The organism is Pseudomonas sp. Pseusp88 (assembly GCF_047303955.1).
Classification (GTDB): Bacteria; Pseudomonadota; Gammaproteobacteria; order Pseudomonadales; family Pseudomonadaceae; genus Aquipseudomonas.
The window spans coordinates 1-22,931 of the sequence record NZ_JBGLYM010000052.1; the positions used below are offsets into that span (position 1 = coordinate 1).

At 54.3% G+C, this 22,931-nt stretch carries 20 protein-coding genes; 11 read left to right on the plus strand and 9 right to left on the minus strand.

Translation table 11 applies throughout. The features are described from left to right. The first annotated feature begins 810 nt into the window (after positions 1–810). Positions 811–2,262: a hypothetical protein gene (locus ACCD02_RS30915; protein ID WP_413310241.1), complete on the plus strand. Its 1,452-nt coding sequence runs from the start codon at positions 811–813 to the stop codon at positions 2,260–2,262. Between the two features lie 403 nt (positions 2,263–2,665). Here ACCD02_RS30915 and ACCD02_RS30920 read toward each other — a convergent pair whose 3' ends face one another. After that, on the minus strand, positions 2,666–2,947 hold the full coding sequence (locus ACCD02_RS30920; protein ID WP_413310244.1) for a hypothetical protein: 282 nt from the start codon (positions 2,945–2,947) through the stop codon (positions 2,666–2,668). A 534-nt stretch (positions 2,948–3,481) separates the two neighbouring features. On the opposite strand from ACCD02_RS30920, the gene ACCD02_RS30925 reads away from it, so the two are divergent. Then, positions 3,482–3,838, plus strand: coding sequence for an antitoxin Xre/MbcA/ParS toxin-binding domain-containing protein (locus tag ACCD02_RS30925; protein ID WP_413310246.1), 357 nt, complete (start codon positions 3,482–3,484; stop codon positions 3,836–3,838). Positions 3,839–4,048: 210 nt separating this feature from the next. Here ACCD02_RS30925 and ACCD02_RS30930 read toward each other — a convergent pair whose 3' ends face one another. From ACCD02_RS30930 to ACCD02_RS30945, 4 genes are all read right to left on the minus strand, one after another. Then, positions 4,049–4,948, minus strand: coding sequence for a hypothetical protein (locus tag ACCD02_RS30930; protein ID WP_413310249.1), 900 nt, complete (start codon positions 4,946–4,948; stop codon positions 4,049–4,051). A 2-nt stretch (positions 4,949–4,950) separates the two neighbouring features. Then, positions 4,951–7,137: an AAA family ATPase gene (locus ACCD02_RS30935; RefSeq protein ID WP_413310252.1), complete on the minus strand. Its 2,187-nt coding sequence runs from the start codon at positions 7,135–7,137 to the stop codon at positions 4,951–4,953. Between the two features lie 244 nt (positions 7,138–7,381). After that, positions 7,382–8,200, minus strand: a complete 819-nt coding sequence (locus ACCD02_RS30940) for an alpha/beta fold hydrolase (protein WP_413310254.1) — start codon at positions 8,198–8,200, stop codon at positions 7,382–7,384. 149 nt (positions 8,201–8,349) lie between these two features. Further along, entirely contained in the window at positions 8,350–9,261 is a 912-nt protein-coding gene (locus ACCD02_RS30945; protein ID WP_413310257.1) for a LysR family transcriptional regulator, read from the minus strand. Positions 9,262–9,365: 104 nt separating this feature from the next. Between ACCD02_RS30945 and ACCD02_RS30950 the strand changes: the two genes are divergently transcribed. The 4 genes from ACCD02_RS30950 to ACCD02_RS30965 are packed head-to-tail and all read left to right on the plus strand — an operon-like array spanning position 9,366 to position 12,545. Next, positions 9,366–10,031, plus strand: coding sequence for an RraA family protein (locus ACCD02_RS30950; RefSeq protein ID WP_413310260.1), 666 nt, complete (start codon positions 9,366–9,368; stop codon positions 10,029–10,031). Then, positions 10,031–10,693 (plus strand): RraA family protein, encoded by a 663-nt coding sequence (locus tag ACCD02_RS30955; protein WP_413310262.1) that lies wholly within the window; start codon positions 10,031–10,033, stop codon positions 10,691–10,693. The genes ACCD02_RS30950 and ACCD02_RS30955 overlap by 1 nt, the downstream gene beginning before the upstream one ends. Continuing rightward, positions 10,693–11,331 (plus strand): RraA family protein, encoded by a 639-nt coding sequence (locus ACCD02_RS30960; protein ID WP_413310265.1) that lies wholly within the window; start codon positions 10,693–10,695, stop codon positions 11,329–11,331. The genes ACCD02_RS30955 and ACCD02_RS30960 overlap by 1 nt, the downstream gene beginning before the upstream one ends. Continuing rightward, positions 11,328–12,545 (plus strand): pyridoxal phosphate-dependent aminotransferase, encoded by a 1,218-nt coding sequence (locus ACCD02_RS30965; protein WP_413310267.1) that lies wholly within the window; start codon positions 11,328–11,330, stop codon positions 12,543–12,545. Before ACCD02_RS30960 ends, ACCD02_RS30965 begins: the two co-directional genes overlap by 4 nt. Positions 12,546–12,736: 191 nt before the next feature. Here ACCD02_RS30965 and ACCD02_RS30970 read toward each other — a convergent pair whose 3' ends face one another. Beyond that, a complete protein-coding gene (locus tag ACCD02_RS30970; RefSeq protein ID WP_413310269.1) occupies positions 12,737–13,663 on the minus strand; it encodes a hypothetical protein in 927 nt (308 codons plus the stop codon). Between the two features lie 369 nt (positions 13,664–14,032). On the opposite strand from ACCD02_RS30970, the gene ACCD02_RS30975 reads away from it, so the two are divergent. The 4 genes from ACCD02_RS30975 (at position 14,033) to ACCD02_RS30990 (ending at position 17,284) form a co-directional block, all read left to right on the plus strand. Beyond that, on the plus strand, positions 14,033–14,821 hold the full coding sequence (locus tag ACCD02_RS30975; protein WP_413310272.1) for a hypothetical protein: 789 nt from the start codon (positions 14,033–14,035) through the stop codon (positions 14,819–14,821). 670 nt (positions 14,822–15,491) lie between these two features. Beyond that, positions 15,492–15,548 carry a hypothetical protein gene (locus ACCD02_RS30980; RefSeq protein ID WP_413310304.1) on the plus strand — a complete coding sequence of 19 codons (57 nt, stop codon included), beginning with the start codon at positions 15,492–15,494 and terminating at the stop codon, positions 15,546–15,548. Between the two features lie 115 nt (positions 15,549–15,663). After that, the gene (locus tag ACCD02_RS30985) at positions 15,664–16,629 is read left to right on the plus strand and encodes a type II toxin-antitoxin system VapC family toxin (protein ID WP_413310274.1); all 966 of its coding nucleotides are present in this window, start codon (positions 15,664–15,666) and stop codon (positions 16,627–16,629) included. 79 nt (positions 16,630–16,708) lie between these two features. Continuing rightward, entirely contained in the window at positions 16,709–17,284 is a 576-nt protein-coding gene (locus tag ACCD02_RS30990; protein WP_413310277.1) for a hypothetical protein, read from the plus strand. A 210-nt stretch (positions 17,285–17,494) separates the two neighbouring features. Here the strand turns inward: ACCD02_RS30990 and ACCD02_RS30995 are convergent, their stop codons facing one another. Beyond that, positions 17,495–18,562, minus strand: coding sequence for a DNA-binding protein (locus ACCD02_RS30995; protein WP_413310279.1), 1,068 nt, complete (start codon positions 18,560–18,562; stop codon positions 17,495–17,497). A 195-nt stretch (positions 18,563–18,757) separates the two neighbouring features. Between ACCD02_RS30995 and ACCD02_RS31000 the strand changes: the two genes are divergently transcribed. Then, positions 18,758–19,723, plus strand: a complete 966-nt coding sequence (locus ACCD02_RS31000; RefSeq protein ID WP_413310281.1) for a tyrosine-type recombinase/integrase — start codon at positions 18,758–18,760, stop codon at positions 19,721–19,723. Positions 19,724–20,365: 642 nt separating this feature from the next. Here ACCD02_RS31000 and ACCD02_RS31005 read toward each other — a convergent pair. Further along, positions 20,366–20,689 (minus strand): helix-turn-helix domain-containing protein, encoded by a 324-nt coding sequence (locus ACCD02_RS31005; protein ID WP_413310284.1) that lies wholly within the window; start codon positions 20,687–20,689, stop codon positions 20,366–20,368. A gap of 519 nt (positions 20,690–21,208) precedes the next feature. After that, positions 21,209–21,583 (minus strand): hypothetical protein, encoded by a 375-nt coding sequence (locus ACCD02_RS31010; RefSeq protein WP_413310287.1) that lies wholly within the window; start codon positions 21,581–21,583, stop codon positions 21,209–21,211. Between the last annotated feature and the right edge of the window lie 1,348 nt (positions 21,584–22,931).

Genomic DNA, 22,931 nt, shown 5'->3' on the forward strand with positions numbered 1-22,931 from the left:
AGCGGCCTTGGCGCCGTAACGACCATTGAAAACTGGCTGCGACGACCCACGCGTAAGAATCCGAAGGTACGCATAATGTATATTATGTTAAATCTCGTAAAGAGTCCTGTCATCCACCATGCTGTCCCTTTCCATTAACCCTCGATCGATTCTGTCACTAGCCTCCGAAAACCATACTTTGTCTGAATTGACCATACACCCCTCGAATCAACCCGTTACGTTCCATTCCTTCAGTACCTTCTCCGCTTCACCAACCCCGCCATCCCTGATTGCCCGGTTTGAAAACCATAATCGAGCAGCCAGAAATTCCTTCTCAAATCTCGTCGTCTCATCCAGCCATCGCTCTTGGGTTACAACCGAAACTGAGGCACTGCTGAACTGAGCTTACGATTACGCTAGTGTAGCCGTCTCCCGGCATGGCTGTGCTTTGCTCGACGATCGGCACCATCGCGTAAGCCAGCGCCCGAGTGGTCGTCCAAGTCGATTGAAGTCAATCCTCACGACTCGTCGAGCTGAGACTGAATCTGCCTCGGCCAGCGACGTTCGGCGTCTACACTTCCTTTCCATGAACTGGCACACCACAGCCCATGCTCGAGAGTCGATTCAGTTTGCACTAGGCTCGATCGCCGGCAAGCACCCAAATGCCCGCGGCATTGCCCGGTTGAGCATCAGAGCCCTCAGCACTGTTAATGGTCACTACTGGTCACTGCTACGGTTCTAGCTGTTTTTCATGCTTCAAAGACACCCGGTGAACCGGCAAAACACACTAAAGCCAAAGCCGCTCCACCGGCGGCTCAGGAGCTTCACGCTATGATGAAGTCAGCGCGGAAATCGAGTAAGAACCCCGCGCGCAAACCCGTAACTAAGCCGGCGCCGAGTTCACTAACCGAATCATCAGCTAAAGCAGCAGATAAATCAGCGGATAAGGCTGGTGAACCGACGGACTCGTTCGTGCCGTATCCGTTGTTCCCGCCGTTCTTGCTGTTGGGCGATCACCAAGGCCTGGAGCGCCCGATTAATAATGATGTCCGCGCACGGCTTGGTACTCTTGATCCGGCCCTAGAGGCATTTCAAACGTGGCGCCATGGGATCAGCTTCCTCGCCAAGCAATGCCAACAGCCAAAATTTACCCCAAGGCACTACAAGATCGTGTGTCCGGTGCTCGAGACGATCATGCATTGGAGCTGGTCTGTTCGGCACAAGCCGCTTTTGGCATGGGATGAAACGGATGCCAGGGATTTCATGCACTTCGTCATGCGCCTACCCATGTCCTGGATGTCGAAGACTGGAGGGACGCGTTACCTGTTGAAGACCATGACAGAATTCGCTGTCAAGCCAATTAATGATAACTGGCGCCCGATAGTCAGAAAGCGCCTGGTGGACAATTCCGACTTGGCGTCGGCCGCTAAACCAGTGAAACGATCAGATGTTGCACTCGGAACCGTGCAGCACCGCAATATGTTCCTGCACTGCGGAAGAGATTTTTTCGAGTACCTAGCGACCCTTCGAACCACAACCCTAATGAATCCGTTTAATACCCTAAAGCCGGGAGATTTCGCCGCTCGGCAGGTCAAGCTCCGTACGATTTTCACGCCGGCGCAACTGACCGATCTGATGTCGACGGCCACATCCATGGCCCAGAGCGACGAGCAGTGGCAGCCATGGCTTTTCGTTGCAGCCGTAGCCCTCTATTCTGACGCCCCGCTGCGGGCGTTGGGGTCATCATCAGCGCTCAAATTGACGTTTTCAAATTTCAAAACCGACGAGTCTGGCTCCCAAAAGGCCGGCTCTAGACAGCCTTCACCAGAATGGTTTGAGAGTCCTCACTACCCTCGCCTGCGCTATCCGCTGGCTACTCAGTTTGACACCTATTTCCGTCGTTATGCCCGGTTCAGGCACAGCCAGAATTTGGACACTTCCCCGCAAAGCCTGCTGCTGCCTCTCATGGATGGTACTGGCGGTTACGCGAGCCACACCATGATCGACCTGTTCGGGAGGTTCATGACCACCGTTATAACGCGACTACAGCATAGTCCGCTCGCGGAGAACGCCCATTGGCGCAGCTGCGACCATTTGCCGCCAGGATCATCGATCACGTTCATGGAGTTACGGAAGTCGGCCAAGGCCGCTGCATGGGTGTCAAGCGCAGTGAGGATCGCTGAGTCACATCAAGACGAAAGTGTTTGGCCAGATATTGGAATTCGAATGCATTTGCCGGCGTCTCAGTGGCTGCGTGAGCATGCAGGTGGACGCTCACCCTGACCATGACCTCACACCGCCGGTGAAATCGGACGCAGGTACCAAGCTCGGCACGACCTGCGGCACGGCTGTCGTGAACCAAGACCCGACTGCGTCGTGGTCTTGGCCCTGCGGGCTTCCATCCTCGTGTCTACGGCCAAAGGCCTGCGCGCTCCGCTTGCTTCAACGCCCCGCGTCGGGATGAAGAGCAGACTTCGTGGAATGCGTTGCTGCCACGTTTGCTCCATGAGCATCGTGAAATTAAGCGACAATAATAAAGCCAGCACCCTCGACCTTCCCGATGGCAACAGTTCACCCATCGCTAGACGTTATAGGATCTGGTGGTAGCGCTATCGTAATCTCACCTACCGACATCTGCTGCATCCTTTCATTTATACTTGAAAATGGGAAAGGCTTTTAGTGGGAATCATAGGCCTATGTCACGTTCGAGCTGTAGGCCCCTTACACGAGTGGACATGCCGCTAATAATCTTTTTTCTGTCCTTGCGTAGGGCAACTGAAATCCGGGTCAGAGTGTGATTGTTCAGCTCCATATTTCCCAACAACTCACTAGTGACGATATCTGCGTCAACATCAGTATCCTCGAGTGCAATAGCTAATGCAGCCCGGGCAGCGCCGATAGGCTTGTCCATAGCATAATCGACAAGATCCGCAGGATGAAAGGCGTAGTTTTGGTGAACCTCACCCATGCAAATTATACTCCACGCTATTTAATATAAGACTCGCTGTTTCGTAGCGAGTCGATGTTATGGCGAGGCTAGGCACGGGGGAGCAGCCAAAATTTAGTAGCGAATTGTACCGTGCTATTGGCTAGGATCACGATCCCGAGGTTAACCAGGCGCCGGCTATGACGATCATCAGCGACTATCTGGCCGAGTTAGCACGCAGAGACGTCCAGGCGGTTTAAGGGCCCGAGACAGGAGCCCGCGCCTTCATGGAGCGCTCGACGGTCGGGGGCTTTGGAGTGAGGTCAGACCCAACAAACGGTCTTTTTGCTCGCGAGTAGATCGAGTAGATTCATGGAACGCATCCTAGACGCCCTCCTCCCTACACTGCAGCATTGAGATTTGCACTCTAGCATTGAGATCCGCACTGTCCGACTGGGATTGGCATGGAGATGTCAGACTAAAAGCCCCGCTGGAGACACTGTGTATCATTCGGAGCCTGTAACCGAACGGGACGCTGGCATAACCCGGGTATCGAGCCCCATTTAAGGAATGGACATGCTGATCGAATTCGACCTGAACCATAATGACGCGCAATCACTGTTGCGCCACTGCACTGATCATCAGCCAAACTCTGGGGATTTTCGTGACGATGCTCGCCTGAAGGAGGCTCTGGAAATCCTTGCAACGGCGATCAACGACGCGATGAGTCCAAGCAAGGAATACCCCGAGTCGTCGGAAACGATTGACCCACAGGTGCTTGATGCAGCTATGGCTCTGTTTGGCGACAAGAAATGTGCAGTGGACTGGCTATCGAAACCTCTACGAGCGTTGGGCGAGAAACGCCCGAGGGATGTCTCCATCGAGCACACCCTGACGCTTATTGCGCGTATTGAGCATGGGATTGGAGCCTGAAACACCTTACAAGGCATCCACCCATATTGATCAAAGCGCCCAGATGTCCGCCAAATCTGTCCTTTTCAATCGGATCGGCGCCCTCGCCTGTATCTAACTAGGTAGTCACCGCTTTGCGTCGTTACCAATTGCTCTATCCAGGTCTCAGGTGCCTGACTAAACCTTATCAAGGTGGTTTGGATCTGTCCCTGCGTGACCACCCATAGGCTTCTAGATTCCAGCAACACGCGCTCTGAGCTCGATCACAAAATCCTCAATGAATGATGCGACCATTGCTGTGTGCGGCATACCCGGCACCATGCTCTGCCTCATTTCATCGACCCGGCTCAATGCACGCTGAATAAGCCGAGGGGATCCTCCCTCTCGAAGATCCTCCTCTAGCTCCATTAGCGTTCGCTCGGCCTGGTACCGCAACAGGTTGAGGACTCTGGTGCGGCTTTGAACCAGTTTCAAGCGATTGAGCGCAAAAACGCTGATCGTCGAAAGCGCCCGCACCTTCACCCATTCATCATCCGTATTCGCCAGCACAATGCTGTAGGTGGATTTTGACCACTTTAGGTAGTCGGCAGGGTCGTCCACTGTTGGATCGAGTAGGTGATGCCTTTCGTCACTCAGCGATGCTCCGAAGTAGGCACGAACCCCTGCGATAGGAAATTGATTAGCTTTGCCGTGGGCCTTGTCAGGTTTTCGGGCGCGCAGCGCCAGTAGATCTTCTTCCGTGAGATTTTCAGTGGCAATGTGCTGAAGCCGGTTTTGGTTGCACGGTGTACAGGCCGGTAGCAAGTTTTCCCAGCTATGAGTTAGCCACCAATACCCGGGATGATTGTCTTCACCGGTTACTCCACCTTTGGGGCGGAAGTGCTCGACGTCCATGTCGTCGCCGACATCCGTTTCGCAGTAGGCACACTTGTCATCAAACAGTGTGCGCAGGCTGGTAGTGACGTCATCATTTTTGTACTGCAAAAATGTGTATGTCTTGGGTCTCGGTTTCGCCGTCGGATCGTAGGTACGGTAGAAATCGGCTGCGGCAGTTATCTCCTCTTTGACAGGCGCACTCGGCCCAGCAAGCGATGGAGGCGCGGTCACTGTCGTTCGGTCAACATACCGCATGCTCAGTCCTCGTCCCTTGTAAGAGCGACTATGATTGCCTCTACCGCCTCCGCCCGCAGTTTGGGGCGTATGCTCCCGCGGTCTGATTCCCGGCGTTCTAGGTAGGTCGCTAGAGCCTCCTGCACTACCTGTTCACTAGGGGAGTCTCCGATGAACAGGCGCCCAACCAATTGGGACGTAGCTGCGGCTGGAGTGACCGTTACTACTCCTCGATCTGACGTATGCGCAACGTCGCCGGCGATACTGGCCAGCTTGATTTCAGTTGTGGGGTCAGTCGTACTGGCCAGTCCGAAATAGTCGGAGGTCAGAAGCTGCTCGGCTGTCATACCTCTCACGTTAGGCAAGTCCTCCAGGGCTTGAATCCGGCCACCGTGATCTCGTTGCAACACCATCACTTCTCCATCGTCCATTCCGCGCAAACATAACGGATCATGGGTTGTCACGATGAACTGCACGCGAGGGAACACCTTGCGTAGTGAGGTCATGACTTGCATTTTCCATCGAGGATGGAGGTGTGTCTCAAGCTCATCGATAAGCACCAGGGCTTCCGCTTTCTCGAGGTTGGGTGACTCATCGATCAGCTCACGGATGATGTCGACCGTCATGACAAATACAGACCGATAGCCTTCGCTGAGCGCGTCGATGGGAGTTACGCGCCCGTTGGCCCTGACTGCCAAATGGTCGGGTTCGATGATCAACTCATCGTCCTCGCCCAGAGCCAATATGATTCGGAGCGCGGCGGCGATCGTGTCGAACCGAGCCCCAGTCTGCGCCCTCAGCCAATCTCCTGGATATGGAATGGTCGCCAAAGGGTCGAACAAAGTTCGAACGCGAGCCGCAGCCCCCGGTTTGTGATAGCGCTTTTTGGTGTCGAAGAAGCGTCGCGGGCCGTACGCCAATATCTTAAGTGCGGGATCTTTGAAGCCTGCCGGCTGGTGTTGAGCGGGGTCATACTCAAACAGCGCAGGTTGCTCGTGAAAATGAAAGTCAATCTGCACCTTGACCACCTGCTGATCCAACTGATCAAAGCGGTTCAACGCTGCACTGTGGGCTAATGCTGGCAGGTATTTTTTTAGTTTCTTCGCTTCCTGGGTGCCAATAGCGGCTAGCGCTATAGCGGCGAGAACGCTCGACTTTCCGCTCGAGTTCTCACCTAAGATCATCAAAGCTGGCGCGCCCGCTCTTTCAGATCGCTTGATCGGCATCTTGAGGTTGAGCTGCTCAATGGCCTTGAAGTTCGAGATTTGCACCGATGCAATACCTCCCGATTTTAGCGACCATTCAGGTGTGCGAATGGTATCCATATGCAAGCCGTGATCTAGAGCTGAAGGTCTCGGCGGGTCTAGCCTACCTGACCAAACTTCATCTATCGCCAGGGGTAGTCGTGCTTTTGCTTCGCTGGTGCAACTTTCCCAGAGCTCGACAAACCGTTCGGCGAACTTCGCCCCTGACCCTACGGTGGATCTGCCGTCTGGTCTCCAGGTAAGCATAATTCGTTGAAGAACACTGACAACTGCCCCTGAATGTGCGGCGCTCAAAACCAGGCTTTGATGGAGCTCGCTCACCCGATCACCGCGGAGTAGGTGAAGCACACGCTGCATCGCTTCATGCCTGGCGTCAACCAAGCGTCGGCGATTCAATGTAAAAATTTCTATTGTCGCAGCGCCTTTAGGGGTCAGTGGATAGATATTTCCGTCCACGGAATAAAACACATTTTTCCCTGGATCCTCCGAGGTCGGGTCGATCAGAAGAGCACGCTCATGACCTATGACGTCCGTGAAGGCTGCCAAGAAATCTGCGCGCTTGTTCTCTAAAGGAAATCTGTCCCCTTTGCATTTTATGCAGACGTCGCAGGCATAAAACAGATTCCTCCATTCAAATCCCAGCCAGAGGTAGTAGTCCCAACTGTCTTCAGCATCACCTTCTACACGCCGTAGAGGGCGCATATGCAGAACGTGACCATCATCTTTGAGGGGAGACTCACAAAATGCGCACTTGTAGTGGAAGACACGCGCTAGCTCGAAGCGTAATCCCAGATCAAAAAACAAATCCTCATTCAGATTATCTCGTCTCTGGCGGCGCTCACTGGGATCGCGACGCAAATACGAGAGGATCTTGCGACGCTCTTCCATGACTTTGGGTGACCGAAGAAATCCAGGTGCCGCTTTGGGCCTGAAAATCCTGAGCATCAGTACCTCCTCCGTGAGAGTTCGACTGCGTTGGGTGAGCCAGAACGTGGTCGATGCTTCGCGCGCACGTCGTTTGGGGGGGCGGACGATACCAATTGTCACAGCCGTGGGTCGAGCATCAAATGCCATTTCCACCTGCACTAAAACTGGACTTTGGGCAAATAGCGGCTTTTCCTCCTGTGAATGGATAACATCAGCCCGAATGCTTGCCTCATGAGGCTGCACTCCCCCCTTCGAGTCGACCTTAACCGCCCAAGCAGGCAGCCTGGAACGCAGAGATCTGTTGCCACATCTCTAGAGGGTTGGAGTACATGGGGAAGTGCCCACACGCCTTGATCTCTGCCAGCTGTACCCCCTTCGCCTGGATGTCTGAGAGGTATGACAGGGACGAATTCTGATCGCCGTACATGAACATGCGCGGGCACTTCAGGCCTAGAAATTTGCCCATTAGGTCGGCGTTATCGGACAGGTCTACCATAGATTCGAAAATCCCTCGGATAGCGCCAGCTCGAACCTTGTGACGCAGGCTCGCTGAGTACAGCGCGCTGGCATAGGCAGGGGCATGGCGTGCGCGTTTGATGAAGGCTGCGAAAAACTCCTCAGGGTCGTCGCTTGGATAGTCGACGATCTGGCGGCTGAGGAAGCAGTCCTCTGGAGCAATATTGCCCTCGATATCTATGAAGCTGATCACACGGTCGGGGAAGTGATGAGCCAGCATCAGCGCGGTTAGCCCTCCCATGGAGTGGCCCACCAGATGGAAGCGTCCAATGCCAAAATGCTCCAGCATTTGTAACGCAGTCTGCATCAGAAACGAGATTGAGGTCTTGGAAAGATCGTCACACCTGCTCTCGCCACACCCTGGTGCGTCGTAAGCGAGGAAAGGATGTCCGGCGAATTTTTCCTGCAGGACAAAGTCCGCATAGTCTTCTTTTGTCGATCCAAAACCGTGGAGAAACACAACCGGCGGCAAGTCGCCGTCCCGGTGTATAGCCGCAATTTCCAGTTGGACGCCCTCCACCTCCAGCGGAATTTGACTGTGCATGAAGGTTTCAGATGAGGACACGGTGTTGACTCCTTGAGCGCAAGAATGGGGGCCGAATGAGTTCTCCGGCAGAGCCACCAATCTCAACGAAATACCAGCATCCGTAAATTACTTATTCAGGAAGGCTTCCATACGCCTAACGTATCAGCAACCACGGCACTTTTGGGTCATCAATTCTGCTTTTTACGAGCGCCCTTCTCACTCAGCCTGGCGATCACGGCCTCGACGACTGGATTGGGCCAATCGCCGTTCCAGGCGACTGCAGTGGTCACGACGTTGAGCTTTTGAGTCAGCGGACGAAATACTACGTTTTCGGGGGCCAGCTTTTTCAGTGATGCGGGCACCAACGCAATGCCTTGGCCGTAGCTGACGAAGGCAATTTGAGAGGCCACTGAACGGACTTCATGGAGGATGCGCGGTGAAAAGCCGCTGGCGCGGCAGGTTGCGATCAAATTGTCGAAATAGACTGGACTGACCTTTCGAGCAAACATCACCAAGGGTTCATCAGCCAGACTGGCCAGCGAAATGCGAGTGCGTGTAGCCAAAGGATGGTCATTAGCCATAGCGACCACCAGGCGATCCTCGAGCAGCGGTAGCGATTTGATTGACGTGCCCAGATCACCATCCAAACGCGCGAATGCCAGATCGATATCGCCCGCCTCCAGTGCTGGTACCGCCTCTACGCTATCAATCTCCCGCACCGAAACCGTCAAGTGCGGGTAGTCTTCTTTCAACCCCTCGATCAGTCCCGGTAATACATCGAACATCGCTGTAGATATCGATCCAATGGTCAGTATTCCCGACTGACCTGCGACTGCTTCCTCCACAGCAAGCTCCAAACGTTCGAGTTGTTCGGCGAACTTTTGTACTGCCGGAAGAATGGCTGCACCCACCGCCGTAAGCTTTGCGCCTTTACGTGAACGCTCAAACAACCTGACTTTCAGCCCCTGCTCTAGCACCTGAATCTGCTCACTCAGGGGTGGCTGGGACATCCCAAGACGCCTGGCGGCACGTCCGAAATTTTGTTCTTCAGCGACCGCCAAGAATAACCACAGGTGGCGGATAAGGCGAAAATTGATCATGTCCAATCCATATGTTTGGCGTATGGGATGCTTACGTGATTAGTAATATACCTATCATGCTCACGGACTGAAACTGGGGCCCTCTGTCATCACCGGGGCTACCTATGAGTCACAACAATCTATTGGATCGCCTAGCAGCGCTCGATACCAACACGGTTTCAGACGCACTGGACTTTCTCGGTTTGAGCGGCGCCACCGTTGGGCTTCGCCCACTATGGAACTGTCCCAAAATAGTCGGTCGCGCCAGCACAGTGTTGCTGGGCCCGAAAACTGGCAGCGCCCCCACCGTGCACCTGATTACTCCTGTGGTTGAAAAGATCACCAGCGATGATCGTGTATTGGTGATCGGCGGCGGTATTGAAGGCATTTCCTGCTGGGGTGACATCCTCGCTAACGCAGCTGTGGGCAAGAAAGTGCGCGGTACGGTCATCGACGGTTTCAGCCGCGATATCGACGGCAGCGCGTCCATTGGCTATCCGGTCTATGGCCGAGGCGTCACCATGATCAGCGCCCGAAACCGTGTCATACAGATTGATGCCGCCATCACCATCCGTGTTGCAGGCGCTGACGTCAGCGAGGACGACTACGTCATCGCTGATAACTGCGGCACGGTCTTTGTTCCCCAAGCCCACATCGAAGAGGTAATTGCCCTGGGCGAGCGCATCCACCGGCGGCAGGAAGCCATGGTTGAAGCTGTACGTGGCGGTCGTTCGGTTGTAGAGGTGATGCATGACACTCAGTTCGAAGCCATCCAAGTGGAGCATTCTTGATGAATCATGAAGACCAAGCATTGGTAGCTCTATTCGAGGGCTTGGATACGCCGGGTGTATCCGATGCAATGGACAAGCTAGGCCTACCCGGTCAGTGCCTGGGCGTGGCGCCGCTGGATAACTACGGCAAGGTTGTTGTCGGCCCGGCGTTCACGGTGCAATACGTGTCCGCCAGCGTTCCTCCGGGCACTGTTGGTGACTTCATCGAAGACGTGCAGCCGGGTGATGTGATTGTGATCAACAACGGGGGGCGTACCGATTGCACAGTCTGGGGCGACATCATGACCCAATACGCCGGCGCTAAACGAATCGCCGCAACTGTCATCGATGGGGTATGCCGGGACGTGAACAAGGCGCTAGGCGATGGCTATCCAATTTTCAGCAAAGGCCGCTTCATTCGTACGGGTAAAGACCGCGTGCAGGTGCAGTCCGTGAACCAGCCAGTTTCTGTGGGTGAGGCTCGCGTTTGTGCTCGTGACATCGTGGTAGCCGACGCCAATGGTGTTGTGGTTGTACCACGCGAGCGTGCGGCCGAAGTGGCTGCGTGTGCTCGCCAGATCGAGTCCGTTGAGGCCAATATCCGTACTCTGATCGCTCAAGGTAAATCACTCAAAGAGGCCCGGGACGTACTGGGTTATCACAGCCTGCAGAGGAAGATCTAATGACCACCCTTCCACTACCCCGTAACTTCCGCGAGCTTGCTAGAGCCTTGGGCACCTCGACCCTTTATGAAGCGTCCCATCTGCCGTGCGCGGTTGACAGTGCTATCCGTCCTATTTGGGACGGTGCATTCATCGCTGCGCCCGCCTACCCCCTCGAGTGTTCTCCAGGCGACAACCTCTCGCTGCACCTGGCCATGGAGCGCGTGCCTAGCGGCAGTGTGCTGGTTGTAGGTACCGGCAACTTCATGGCGGGATATTGGGGCGAAGTCCTGACGGTTGCGGCTGAAGCAGCCGGTGTCGTCGGTCTGATCATCGATGGTGGAGTTCGTGACATCGCCGCAATTAAGAAGCGGCAGTTCCCGGTATTTGCTCGTGGAATTTCCGTCAAAGGTACGGTGAAAGCCAGCGCCCCGTCAGTGGGGATGCCCTTCAACTTCGGTGGAGCTCAAGTGGCGATGGGCGATTTGGTCGTCGCAGATGAAGATGGCGTGATCGTCATCCCCCATGCGGATGCAGCACGTACGCTGGCTGAGGGCGAAGCTCGAGCGAGTAAAGAGGCGGTCATGATGCTGCAGCTGACTGAAGGTAGCTCAACGTTGGAATTGATGAATCTGACAGAGTGGAGATCCCACGCATGAGCGTTGATATTGAGCGCCTTAATACGCGCCTAGCCAGTGCAAAGCCATCAGCTACCTATCGCATCATGGATCGGGTCGCTGAGCGGCGGGCTCAAGGCGCAAAAATCATTTCGCTGTGTGCAGGTGAGCCAGACTTTGACACCCCAGAGCACGTACGGGAAGCTGCCATCAAGGCAATTGAAACCGGTCATACTCGCTACACACAGGTTGCCGGTGCCCGACCGTTGCGGGAGGCTGTCGCCGCCAAATTTCGCCGGGAGAATGACCTACAGGTCACCTGGCAAGACACCCTCATCTGTAACGGTGGTAAGCAGGTCATTTACAACGCTCTAGCCGCAACGCTGAATGAAGGTGATCAGGTCATCGTGCCTGCGCCTTACTGGGTTAGCTATCCCGAAATGGTTGAGCTGTGTGGTGGTGAAGCGCGGATTGTGACCTGTGATGCCAGCACCGGGTTTAAGCTGACCCCTGCTGCGTTGGCTAATGCAATCACGCCCCAGACACGTTGGCTTATTCTCAATTCGCCATCTAATCCTACTGGTGCGGTGTACAGCAAAGACGAGCTCCAGGCTTTAGCGGAAGTATTGTTGGCTAATCCCCACGTACTGATCCTGGCTGATGACATCTACGAGCACCTGATCTTTGACGACCAGCAGTTTTTCACCCTTGCTCAAGTCGAGCCCAGGTTGATCGGGCGGACGCTGACCATGAATGGTGTTTCCAAAGCGTATGCCATGACCGGATGGCGGATTGGGTTCGCGACTGGCCCGCGCTGGCTGCTGGATGCGATGGAAAAACTTCAAGGGCAGCAGACTTCTGGAGCGAGTTCAATCTCGCAGCAGGCCGCAATCGCTGCGCTGGATGGGCCAAAGGATTTCATTCGTGAAAGCCGCAGCGTCTTCGAAGCCCGTCGTGATCTGATGGTAAAGCTGCTGAACGCGACGCCAGGTCTTGAATGCATCGTTCCGCAGGGTGCTTTCTATGCGTTCGCCTCCTGTGCCGGGCTGATCGGCCGTGTGTCAGCAGTTGGTCGGGAGTTGCGCACAGACGAAGATGTGGCCCATGCCCTGCTGGATGAAGCTGATGTCGCCGTAGTGCACGGCAGCGCTTTCGGGTTAGGGCCCTACATTCGCATTGCTTATGCCTTGGATGAGGCATCGCTGACACAAGCTTGCAAAGCCATTCACGCTTTCTGTACTTCTCTGCGGGAATGAAGAGGAGCGGTACCTAACGCTTCATTGATGAAGCGCTTTAAGCTTAAGCCGATCGATGCGAGCACGACCTACCTCGTCAAAAACGTCGACCAGGACTCCTCTTCCCGGCCGACCTCGGACACCTGGACATCAGTGGAATGGGTGTCCTGGTGCACGGTTATGAGGACATGCTGAACATCGTTCGGTGGATGTCAGAGCAAATTTGGCGCAAGTATCTTCAGCTGCTGAAGGACAAACCACAGAAAACATGCCCCGCTGGCTGCAAACAGGCCGAGGAGGACGAGCCGACTCAAAGGGCGCATTGTGTTCTGCCACTGCGCGACTATTCGAGTGAACGTCAGCGCCGACGAGTCATTTCGAAAAAGATAGACCAGACCTTCGGTATAGCTTGATACCGTCAGGTTACGGTAGCTCGGCAGCTCGGTGATGAAGGTCAAAGGCGTGTCAAACCAGCGGATCACCAAGTCCCCCTCCTTGCCAATTGCTGCTGCCCTCACCTTGCTTTCATCCATGACGGACAAATGAAGACTACGAAGAGGTGCGTTCAAAGGGCAAAGGCGGTAACCAGGAGAGAACCTGCGCAATTCGCTTGGCCGTCCCTCGTCCCGCCAAATCATGGTAGACGTCAACTGGGCATACTCATCAAGGGCGTGTTCGATCCGAGCTGCGGCATAGTCGTAGAAACCACCGTAGGCGGGTACGTTCCCGTACTGAACGATTTCGAGAGCCACCTGGTAGGTATCAGCATTGGCACGAGCCCTCCCCGACTTCAGGTCGTAAGGTTTGATGCCCCACCACCTTCGCAACTCATCTTCCACTAAAGCGAGCAACCAGCGTCGACCCTCAATTCCCAAGTACTCCTGTTTCCCTGCAAGCGTACGCTTCAGCAGAACGGGGCACCGGCACTCAAACCAGAGCACCGCGAGCAGATAGAATCCGGCACTGACCAGCAACCAGCCTAAGGGCCCTACAGCAACCTCGCCCCCCTTCAGCAATGGCGCTGCCTGGAGAAAACCGGCTACCAAGCCTGCTACGGCTGCGAGCCTGATACCGGTGGACGATTTGATTCCAGACCAGAACGACCAGCTCATCATTTGCCTGAAGCTGTGATAGGCCATTTCCTGACGCGTGTTGCGTCGCTCTCCAAGTGGAGGTCTGTAGAATTCATCGCTTGGGAATTCGTCGAAAAGCCAGGAGAACCATCCAAATTCGATACGTCGCTCTCGACGCTAGCGGCGACGATATTCTTTCTGCGCGTCCAATATCAGTCGCCGCTTACCGTCGGTCAGTGCAAACGGCTTAGCCTCTGGATCGTCACACCCAGGTACCGCTGTGGGTTCTGCTGATGAATTCTTGATGGACAATGTGATGCCTATGGTCTTCGTGTCAGGTCGGGAGTTTACTGTCTCTGGAAAGCAAGGTGTGCAACTAGGCCCTCATGGAAATGGTCATGGTTTCCTTTGGCAAAAAGGTCATTCGGAAGGTCTGTGCCGAAGATCGAGCTCACCACAATCAACCCCTCTTCACTTCAAGGCTTGCTGTGCATGTTTAACTGGTTCCGACGAAAGAAAAGCCCCATTGTGATCCCCCTGTATATGCCCGGTACAGATTACAAGGATCTGCCGGGTAGCTTGGGGCCTTCGGTAGATGATGTCCGCTACGAAGCCCTTGAGTTCGAGAAAATGGTCAAGGGCTATATCGAGCGCAAAACGGGAAAATGGCCCAAGCACCTAAGCCTCGCGTCATTGATCAAGGACGAGCTACCCAAATTCGATATGCACCCAGAAATTCCTGAGCTCTGGCCAAAATTTGTAGCCCAGGCGATAAAGCTCAACACCTGGCGAAACAAGATTGTTCACTCCGACCTCTCTAACGTTCAGGGCTTGCCTGACTTACCCGAGCTTTATGAGCAGTTTCGTAGTGCGAACACAATGCTCAGACCTTTCGGGTTTGTGGGCAGCAGATCGCGAGACAGATTCTCGGGCATGTGCTGGAAAGGCCCTCACCTTCACTTCAAGATAGATGAGACCCCCAACATCCTGAATGCGCAGGACATCGGCAACCTGCTCAGCGAGCTGCATCCATCGAGCCGTGGCAAAGTGCATTTTCAGAAAGGAAAGCTTGTCGGAAGCAAGGTGCGGGACTTCCGCTACGAGCGGCACACGTTCTACATCGAAGACTGCGAGCCGTTCGAGCTGACTGAAGATGAATCCATGGCGCTACAAGATCTGCTGATATGCTTTCTCGGCAACCATGAGCTGGAGTATCGAGTTTGATCCTGAACCATCAAGGTCAGCCGGGGAAACGCTCCCTGAGCTGCTGCCAGAGCGCTCGTGCGCAGCCCTGGCGGCACTTTTGATTTTGCCCAATTTTCTTAAGCTCGGATGACCATGGAAGCTCAAAAACGCACTCTCTACATCGATCAACTGGCCAAGGAAATCAGGTTGATCGGTCAGCCTTTTGAGATTTTTGGCGGCTTGTTTTTGAGGCTGGTGCTCAACGTACCGGTTGGATCACAGGGCGTTAATGCAGGCGGCTTTCCTGTGGCTGGGGTGGTGGATGGCGTATCAGCTGACGGGTTGATCGCAGCTGAATACTCAGCCGAAAAAGGTTACTTCACCTCTTCCATGGCCAAAGCTCGCAAAGATCTGGAGCACGTGCTGCGCAAAGCCCCGAGTGCCAGGGAAATCTATCTCGTCGCCGGCAGCAAGAAACGTCCTCAGATCGCCCAAAAATTTGTTGATGGGGTAATGAACAGCCCACAACTCCAGGGGCGGGTACTACACCTGCTAGGTGCCGAAGAAATCGCAACCAGCATCGTCGACCAGGGGCTGTTTAGTGACGACATCGTCCTCAAGATGAGCTCGTATTTGCCATCGTTAACAAAATTTGCTGATGAGGAAGCAGCCCAAGCGTTAGTGCCCATGGGCGATGAAGCGCGAGATGATGAGCAAGAGCTATACAACCAGTATCGACCAACTGATGCGTTTCCAAGCGATTTAGTCGCACGCTTATGCCCATGCGTGACGGCGCAGGCTCTGCCTAGGGTGATCAGAGCCCGAGTCCAACAGTTTCCTGAACGTAGTACTCTTGCCAATTTTCGATCAGGGGCAGGCTGATGCGGTTTTTTTTGGATACGAATATCTGGAGCTACATCGCGAATGAGGGGGCTGGGAGCGAATTGGCGATGCGCGCCCGGGAAGCAGGCGTTGTGATCGTCATTTCCCCGGCTGTAGTGGATGAAGTACAGCGACTGCCGGTTCCAGAGGCGCGTTGTAAGGTTATCCAGCTGATTACAAGAAAGGACTGGAAGCGGCTGATGCCCGAAATATTCAGCGAATGCGCTGAGGTCAAGTCGGAGATCATGAGGCTTCGCCCCGAATGGGTCATCGCCGAGCCTAAGATGGCGGAGGTCAGGCGGCTCAGGTATGACTGGGTCAGGGCCTCTGGAGGCTTCTGGGATCGCGCGCGCCGAGAGACAGAGACTCCTGCCACCAACGAAAGCGTTCGACGTGATGAAGAGGAACGCCTGGCGGTGGAGCAGTCCTACGCGATCAGGGAGCGAATGAAGAAGATCAAACCGGGCAGCGAAGAGCACCTGCAGGAGGTAGGACACATCCCAGAAGCCGGTACGCCAGGGTGGTCTGGCTATCCTGTACCCTATTGGCGGGTGCCCAGCTTGCACATGTTCAGGGCCGAGCTTCAGATTTATGAAAGCGCGGTCAGGGAGTGGCTTGATAGCGAGATCGATGTGACGGCAATGCTTTCCTTGCCCGAGTCGATGAACAGGCTTTGGTTGCATGAGCTAGATGCGGTAGCCGTTCCGCGACAATGGCTCCGAGGCGCTTTTGAATTTCTTCAGGCTTGGCACAAGGTCACCACCGGCACGCCGGGGGACTCGCGTCTGGCTACTCACCTGGTAGATGCCGACGTCATTATCTCGGCGGATAAGAATTTCGTGCGGTTTGCGGAGCGTTGTCGCAACGAAGCGCCATTTTCGATTGGCAAGACTCTGCGTGCTCAAGCCAATCGCGCAGGTGTCGAAGAAGTTCTGCAATGGATTTCAAAACCTAAAGCCCTTTGACGCAGCAGTTTGTAGTTCACATAGCAAATCACCTGCGCTGTGGCAGAACTGATCAGGTTAAGGACAGAAGGTCGCTAGTATGAATGACTATCACGAATTCACAGATGATGAGCAAGAACTGGACACTTTCCTGCGCAAGCAGAGGGTCGATTTCGATGCGCGAAATTATTGGATTGAACACTCACTCGGCGCGGAAAGTCATTGGCTCTTCATCCAGGCGTATGACGCCCTTAGGCATGAGCTCTACTTGCCAGCTTGCACCGGTTTTCTGACGGGAGTTGAAGCCTCGCTTCGCAATACGTTGGCACAGGTGAAAAACCCGATGAACCTCGAGAATCTTGAAGGTATTTCTACCCTCAGCAACGCACTGCTCCGCCTGGCGAGAACCAATGGGATAAACATTGATTGTTTGGTCTTCCCAGGAGAGGAGGACTTCGAAGCTAAGCTCGCTTCCCGACAGAGCCACGTCGAGCTCGTCAGGGTCAGACACACTATTTGCCACGGCAATATCCTTGAGTACATCATCAATCAGGAGGGGTTGCCGCCACTTTTCACGCCTGAGTGTTGTCGTGCCCTTGCCGAGACGCTTCATACGATCTCGCGTGAGTGGGTAGCAAGCCTGGGGGCATTCAGAAGGCATGCGTTAGGCATATGAGCGGGTGCATCTGGGCTGGGTCACGGGGGGCTCAGCCACGATCCAAGTCGGGGAATGCTGGCGTTTCGTGGCGATCATGCAGGTGTCGGGACGGCACCATGGTTAGCCGCCCGGCAGCGATTAGCTGGTTGATACTTTGATGCGCTCGTTGATGGTCACATTTTTTCGCTAAAACTTGCCGCTTAGTACTGGTGGCTGGTGTCATCGCCATCACCTTTTCCGCTTCGATTGTGTGCCCTTAGGCACCGGCGCATCCTGAGTCTCTGAAACAGAATAATCGACTGTGAGCGACGAGTCCTCTGGAGCCTGGCGAGCCGTTTCGGCGGACTCAAGCTGAATCTTCAAGTCTGTAACGAGCTTCGCCAATTCTGCTTCGCGGGAAGCACCTTGTGCCACAGAGATGTGCAGGGCCTTGAGCTCGTCAGTGAGCTCACTCACTCTGGCTTGGTGGTGCTCGATGATCGCCCCTGCCCTAGCCTCGGCCAGCGTCAAAGCCTGCACCTGTGCAGTTAGGGTCTGCACCTGTTCAACCTGGGCTTGAAGCGTCCTCGCCTGTTGGCGGGACTCGGCGAGGAGGCGCTCATTATCGCGGTTGAGCCTGGTGGACTCATCCTGTTTCACGGCCAGCGACTCTCGAAGTTTTCGTTGCTCGACCTGAGATTCGTGAAGCTGAGCTTCGTGCCGGCGCTGATCCTGATCGCGCTGTTCCTTAACGGACTCCCGGTAATGCTCCAAGGCGCCACGCGCATGAACATGCTTCTCCTCAAGGGATTGGATCTGTTTATCCCTGTCACCGATTAAAGCTTCAAGGTCAGTACAGCGCTGGCTGATCCCGGCGTTGCGCGTCAGCTCAGCCTGAAGCGAAGACTGGGTGGTTTGAAGGTCAGCGGTTTGAGCTTCAATCGCTGCTTGCTGCGTGTCCAGCTGCCGGCGCGCAGCGGTGAGCTCGGACTGCAGATTAGCGTTCTGCTCCACAAAGCCTACACGTTGCACTTCAAAAGCTGACCGAGCCTGCTCGATCGACTCATCACCCTCCTCCATTAGCCGATCCAGAAGGCTTCCAACCATCGACGATAGCTCTTCGCCCATGCGCTCCCGAGAGGAAGGTGGACGCGGATCGAAGGACTCGATCTCCTTCAAGTAGCGGGAAATCGTAGTTTTCGAGCCTGTATTGCCCAGCTCCACGCGCACTGCGTCGATGCTGGGATACATGCCCCGGGCCAGCAAGGCCTGCCTTGCTTTTTGAACTACAGCCTTGTTTATGCCGCCGCGGGCCATGAGAGCTCCTACGATTTCGTGTTGTGTTACATGTCATGTAATTACGTGACACGTTAATACAAAAAGTCGATATTTAAAAGCACGATCTAGAAAGCCATAATATAAGTTTATAGCTTCTTTACGGTCGAAAATGCTTTTGGGTGCCGCTGAAAGTGTGGAATGCTGGAATCACTTAGATTTTGAAGGCAAAAGGCGATGGATAAGGCTGACCGGTACCTCAAGGCAGGCACCCGGGAGAACACTCGTAAAAGCTACCGGGCGGCGATCGAGCACTTCGAAGTGACCTGGGGCGGTTACCTGCCTACGACCGGCGATGGCATTGTTCGCTACCTGGCCGAGTACGCCGACAAGCACGCGATCAGTACGCTCAAGCAGCGGTTGGCCGCGCTGGCGCAGTGGCATCTCACCCAAGGCTTCCCCGATCCCACCAAAACGCCCAACGTCCGCCAGATGATCAAGGGCATTCGCGTGGTGCATCCCGCCCAAGTGAAGCAAGCCGCTCCCCTTCTACTTAGGCATCTTGAGCAAGCCGTTAAATGGTTGGAAGCGGAGGCCGCCGCTGCGCTCGATCGTGGTGACTACAAGACGCTGCTGCGCCACCGGCGTTCGGTTGCCATGGTACTGATTGGATTCTGGCGGGGCTTTCGTGGGGATGAACTGGCGAGGCTCACAGTGGAAAACACCAAAGCCTATAGCGGTGAAGGCATCACGTTCTTCCTGCCCCACACCAAGGGTGATCGCCAGCATGAAGGGACGACCTTCCAGACGCCGGCGCTGACGATGCTGTGCCCGGTCGAGGCCTATATCAACTGGATTACCGTTGCAGGTCTCGCGAAGGGCCCTGTCTTCCGCCGCTTGGATCGCTGGGGGAATCTTGCGGACAAGGCCATCCAACCTCATAGCTTGATTCCCATGCTGCGCCGCATCTTCAAGGAGGCCGGGCTCCCCGAAGAGCTGTACAGCGCCCACTCGATGCGACGGGGCTTTGCAACCTGGGCGTCGGCCAATGGGTGGGATATCAAAGGGCTGATGAGCTATGTGGGCTGGAAGGATATGAAGTCGGCGTTGCGATATGTGGACGCGGGGGGTTCATTTGGGGGGTTGGCTGCGCGTGCTGCCCCCTCGAGCCTTGAAGCGTTACCGCTCACGGAGCATCTGTAGATCCTCATGAGCCATGCTTGGCCACACACGCAACGTCCGCCACCTCATCAAACCGTTGCAGCCCTAACCATAGTGATTGTCGCGTGAGATTTGGCGAAGCCGAGCTGTGCTTTCTTCTCTTTGCAATCGGCGCGCTAATTGGAAGAGAGTCATTAATGAATGACGGCGTACGTATCTGGCTCGCAGCGCGACGGCTCGAGGAACCTCACACGCAGGGAAAGCATATTTTCGCTGTCCAGAATCTGACCTATGATCATTCACAGATAGTAGAATTTGATCGAGAGTCATATATGAATAATGGAGTGCTGCTCAAAAGGGCCCTGAAGCTTCTCAACATGAGTGGCACGCAGCTAGCCGAACAGGTTACCGGGATGAGAGAGGATGGAAAGCCGTCGTGGACTAGAACCTTCATGCGAGAGATGCGGCGAAACTTTAGTTATTTTCTTTTAACTTCAAAAGGATAGCGTAATAAAGCCCAAATTTTTAGCAGCGATATGCGTAGGTCACCACTCCAAGAAAATCAATCAGTTATGGTCGTGTTTTGGGGACGCATTCCCCGACGTACCCCCATCGCGGTGCCCTAGTGATGCTCAATCTTCTCCAAGCCCAAACTGCATTAGCTTTCCTAACGTAAGCCGCGCGCTATATAAAATTCGACAATGATGATGAAATCCGTGAGATTGCATTTTGGTCGTCACAAGGTAACGTTCGGAAGGCGGTAATCAGTGAGATTTCTGCGTCAGGCAGGTCACCTATACACTTGGGCATGCGGATTCCAAGCACCACATACAGCACGTCCGCCCCTGCACTCGAAATACCTGAAAGATAATCAGCTCTGGGAATTCGATGGCCACTTTCATATAGCCTTTGAGCATTAGCAGCAACTCCACCCAAAGCCGAAAATTCATCTTGGCTCAGTCCTAACCGCTGGCGCTCAAGCTTTAGTCGCTCTCCAATTGTGTTCATTCAGCCTCCCTTTCCGATACATAGGTAGTAGCCAAATCATCTAACCTTTTTTAGCGGCTAGCAATATAGTTCACAAACTGACGGGTAGAGATATCGACGAATGACACAGTCCCCTCTGTTGAGCTGGCCTAATCTATTTCGATACTAATCATTGTCGGACTCACGTGATGGACACTACAGATCGAATCTTCCTTATTCATGAGCTTTTAGTCGCCCTGTTGCGCGATCAAAATATCCATAAAGGCCACTGGGGGTTGAGCGTACAATTCAATGCGACAGGCGGAACGCTTCCAATACCCTCTCAGCCTGGCAGGGGGCTGCCCGGCTTAACAATAGCTGTGGTTGGAGTCACCCTGACTGAGGCGAAGGCAGGCAGTGATGGTAGCCTTGATGCCTCGGTGGTCAACCCTTCGAGGTTGGACGATCGTACGGAACAAAAGAGTAGAACAGATTCCTTACATTAGAGCTTACAGGAAAAAGAAGCCCTGCATTCACAGGGCTTAGGCTAATTGACTATTACTATTGTTGAGTCCGATTGGCTCGGCGGACCGCCTCCTCAATCTGAAGGAATGAGGGCTCATCAATTTCCGCGAGAATGGTTCTGCCGTCCTTCAACGTTACTAAAAACGTAACGTCCTTTTGTTCTTTGCCTAACATAAACCCTGTGAGAGCGCCAAGCGGGCCTAAGACCAACCCACCTGCAAGTCCTTGTAACATAGAGTTTCCTACAACCTTATTCAGCTCTTCGCCGACGACCCGAATTGACCTTATCTGTGACGTCGAGATTTTAATGCCTGGCCAGGGGAACAGAAGTGTCTCGATACTCAATACGCCATCGAAATACTCTCCAGTGCCCTCTAGAAGGTCGCCAGCCAAGATTTTCATCTTGGCCATTGTAATTGCTCCTTTCTGCTGTCTTGTGATGCTTCAATTCGACGCTCAAGAAATCAGGCCGTCAACCCTGCAACAGATGAGAGGTAATCGCCTAGGGCCCGCCGTGTAGGACGAGAGGCCGGCGACGTGAAGAATCAAGGCTCGTAGCTGACCCCGCCGATCGGCGTGCCATGACGCTCTGCGACATGAACATCCCAACGGTGGTCACGAAGGAAGCCGCCGACCTGATCCACCGAATCGAATTGGCAGACGGCCTATTCTAGCTGTCCACCGTCGGCGGAAGATGGCACAAGAGCGCACCGCCAAGTCAAGATAGCCTCTAAGGCAACCCAAGGATTCTCCAACGAATCACCAGCTCTACTACAGCCCGGCGCATGCTTGAAAGACTCTCCAAAGCACTCGACGGACTGAAACTCCAGACACTCAGTACACGCCACAAATCCCCCCATCATTAGCCAGTTCCTGTTCCATTCAACGACCTGACTGACAACGTTCCCGCGTCTCTCATAGCTGACCATTTCACACCTCCATGGCGTTGCAGGCCGGGGCATTCGGCCCGTAGCGGCCAGTGTAGTCGTAGGGGCAAGACGGACGAGATGGATAAGGTGGCGAGAATGACAAATGGATAGAACGGATAAAAACCCCAGCCCCATTTAGACATAGGGCTGGGTATCTACCACCTAATCACTCAGGAAGAGAGCTCAATATCCTCCTGAGATCCCGCCAGGGGTACTGATCTTCCGATGTATGACGAGGACATCTCCGGTGGTGCACAAACGAGTTAAAGCTCTCGCTGGCCCTTTGAGACTCTCCGCATGAAACACACCTTAAATACACCCCAACGATGTGCCACCTAGTGGAATATTCTCTTATCTCACTGTCTATCTCAGAAATTCTTGGGTCGGCCCCGCATCCCGATGCGCAAGCCTCTTCTTCCGCCTCTAAAACTATTCGCTCATACAGGTTGAAAATTGAATAATTACTCATACTCTGCATACCGCCGGTGCGAGGGCGCTCACCATGATCGCCACGAAATCGTAACGGCTTAGTAATGTAGAGTGAAAAAAAGCGAAAAGTGTCCATTTGCCACTACAAACTAATACAGACACAAATCAGTAACGGGCGAGTCTCCAGCAGTATCGAAATACAGGATTGTGATCCTGCCAACTTCAGTTCCGTCAACACAAAAACTGCGCAACTAACTTTCTGTCTATTACTGATTAGCGCTTACCGCTTGTCGGTGCAGGTTCCCACCTTGTGGCATTAAGCCAAATCTAACTGCCAACTACGAGGGAACGCTGACCCACTAGCTCGCCAGCTCCCCAAACCGACCTAGGGCGGGCATCAG

What these genes read in the sequence shown, in the direction of transcription:
- ACCD02_RS30915 (WP_413310241.1), top strand. Translation starts at nt 811, where the DNA reads ATGATGAAGTCAGCGCGGAAATCGAGTAAGAACCCCGCGCGCAAACCC.
- ACCD02_RS30920 (WP_413310244.1), bottom strand. Translation starts at nt 2,947, where the DNA reads ATGGGTGAGGTTCACCAAAACTACGCCTTTCATCCTGCGGATCTTGTC.
- ACCD02_RS30925 (WP_413310246.1), top strand. Translation starts at nt 3,482, where the DNA reads ATGCTGATCGAATTCGACCTGAACCATAATGACGCGCAATCACTGTTG.
- ACCD02_RS30930 (WP_413310249.1), bottom strand. Translation starts at nt 4,948, where the DNA reads ATGCGGTATGTTGACCGAACGACAGTGACCGCGCCTCCATCGCTTGCT.
- ACCD02_RS30935 (WP_413310252.1), bottom strand. Translation starts at nt 7,137, where the DNA reads ATGCTCAGGATTTTCAGGCCCAAAGCGGCACCTGGATTTCTTCGGTCA.
- ACCD02_RS30945 (WP_413310257.1), bottom strand. Translation starts at nt 9,261, where the DNA reads ATGATCAATTTTCGCCTTATCCGCCACCTGTGGTTATTCTTGGCGGTC.
- ACCD02_RS30950 (WP_413310260.1), top strand. Translation starts at nt 9,366, where the DNA reads ATGAGTCACAACAATCTATTGGATCGCCTAGCAGCGCTCGATACCAAC.
- ACCD02_RS30955 (WP_413310262.1), top strand. Translation starts at nt 10,031, where the DNA reads ATGAATCATGAAGACCAAGCATTGGTAGCTCTATTCGAGGGCTTGGAT.
- ACCD02_RS30960 (WP_413310265.1), top strand. Translation starts at nt 10,693, where the DNA reads ATGACCACCCTTCCACTACCCCGTAACTTCCGCGAGCTTGCTAGAGCC.
- ACCD02_RS30965 (WP_413310267.1), top strand. Translation starts at nt 11,328, where the DNA reads ATGAGCGTTGATATTGAGCGCCTTAATACGCGCCTAGCCAGTGCAAAG.
- ACCD02_RS30970 (WP_413310269.1), bottom strand. Translation starts at nt 13,663, where the DNA reads ATGGCCTATCACAGCTTCAGGCAAATGATGAGCTGGTCGTTCTGGTCT.
- ACCD02_RS30985 (WP_413310274.1), top strand. Translation starts at nt 15,664, where the DNA reads ATGCGGTTTTTTTTGGATACGAATATCTGGAGCTACATCGCGAATGAG.
- ACCD02_RS30990 (WP_413310277.1), top strand. Translation starts at nt 16,709, where the DNA reads ATGAATGACTATCACGAATTCACAGATGATGAGCAAGAACTGGACACT.
- ACCD02_RS30995 (WP_413310279.1), bottom strand. Translation starts at nt 18,562, where the DNA reads ATGGCCCGCGGCGGCATAAACAAGGCTGTAGTTCAAAAAGCAAGGCAG.
- ACCD02_RS31000 (WP_413310281.1), top strand. Translation starts at nt 18,758, where the DNA reads ATGGATAAGGCTGACCGGTACCTCAAGGCAGGCACCCGGGAGAACACT.
- ACCD02_RS31005 (WP_413310284.1), bottom strand. Translation starts at nt 20,689, where the DNA reads ATGAACACAATTGGAGAGCGACTAAAGCTTGAGCGCCAGCGGTTAGGA.
- ACCD02_RS31010 (WP_413310287.1), bottom strand. Translation starts at nt 21,583, where the DNA reads ATGGCCAAGATGAAAATCTTGGCTGGCGACCTTCTAGAGGGCACTGGA.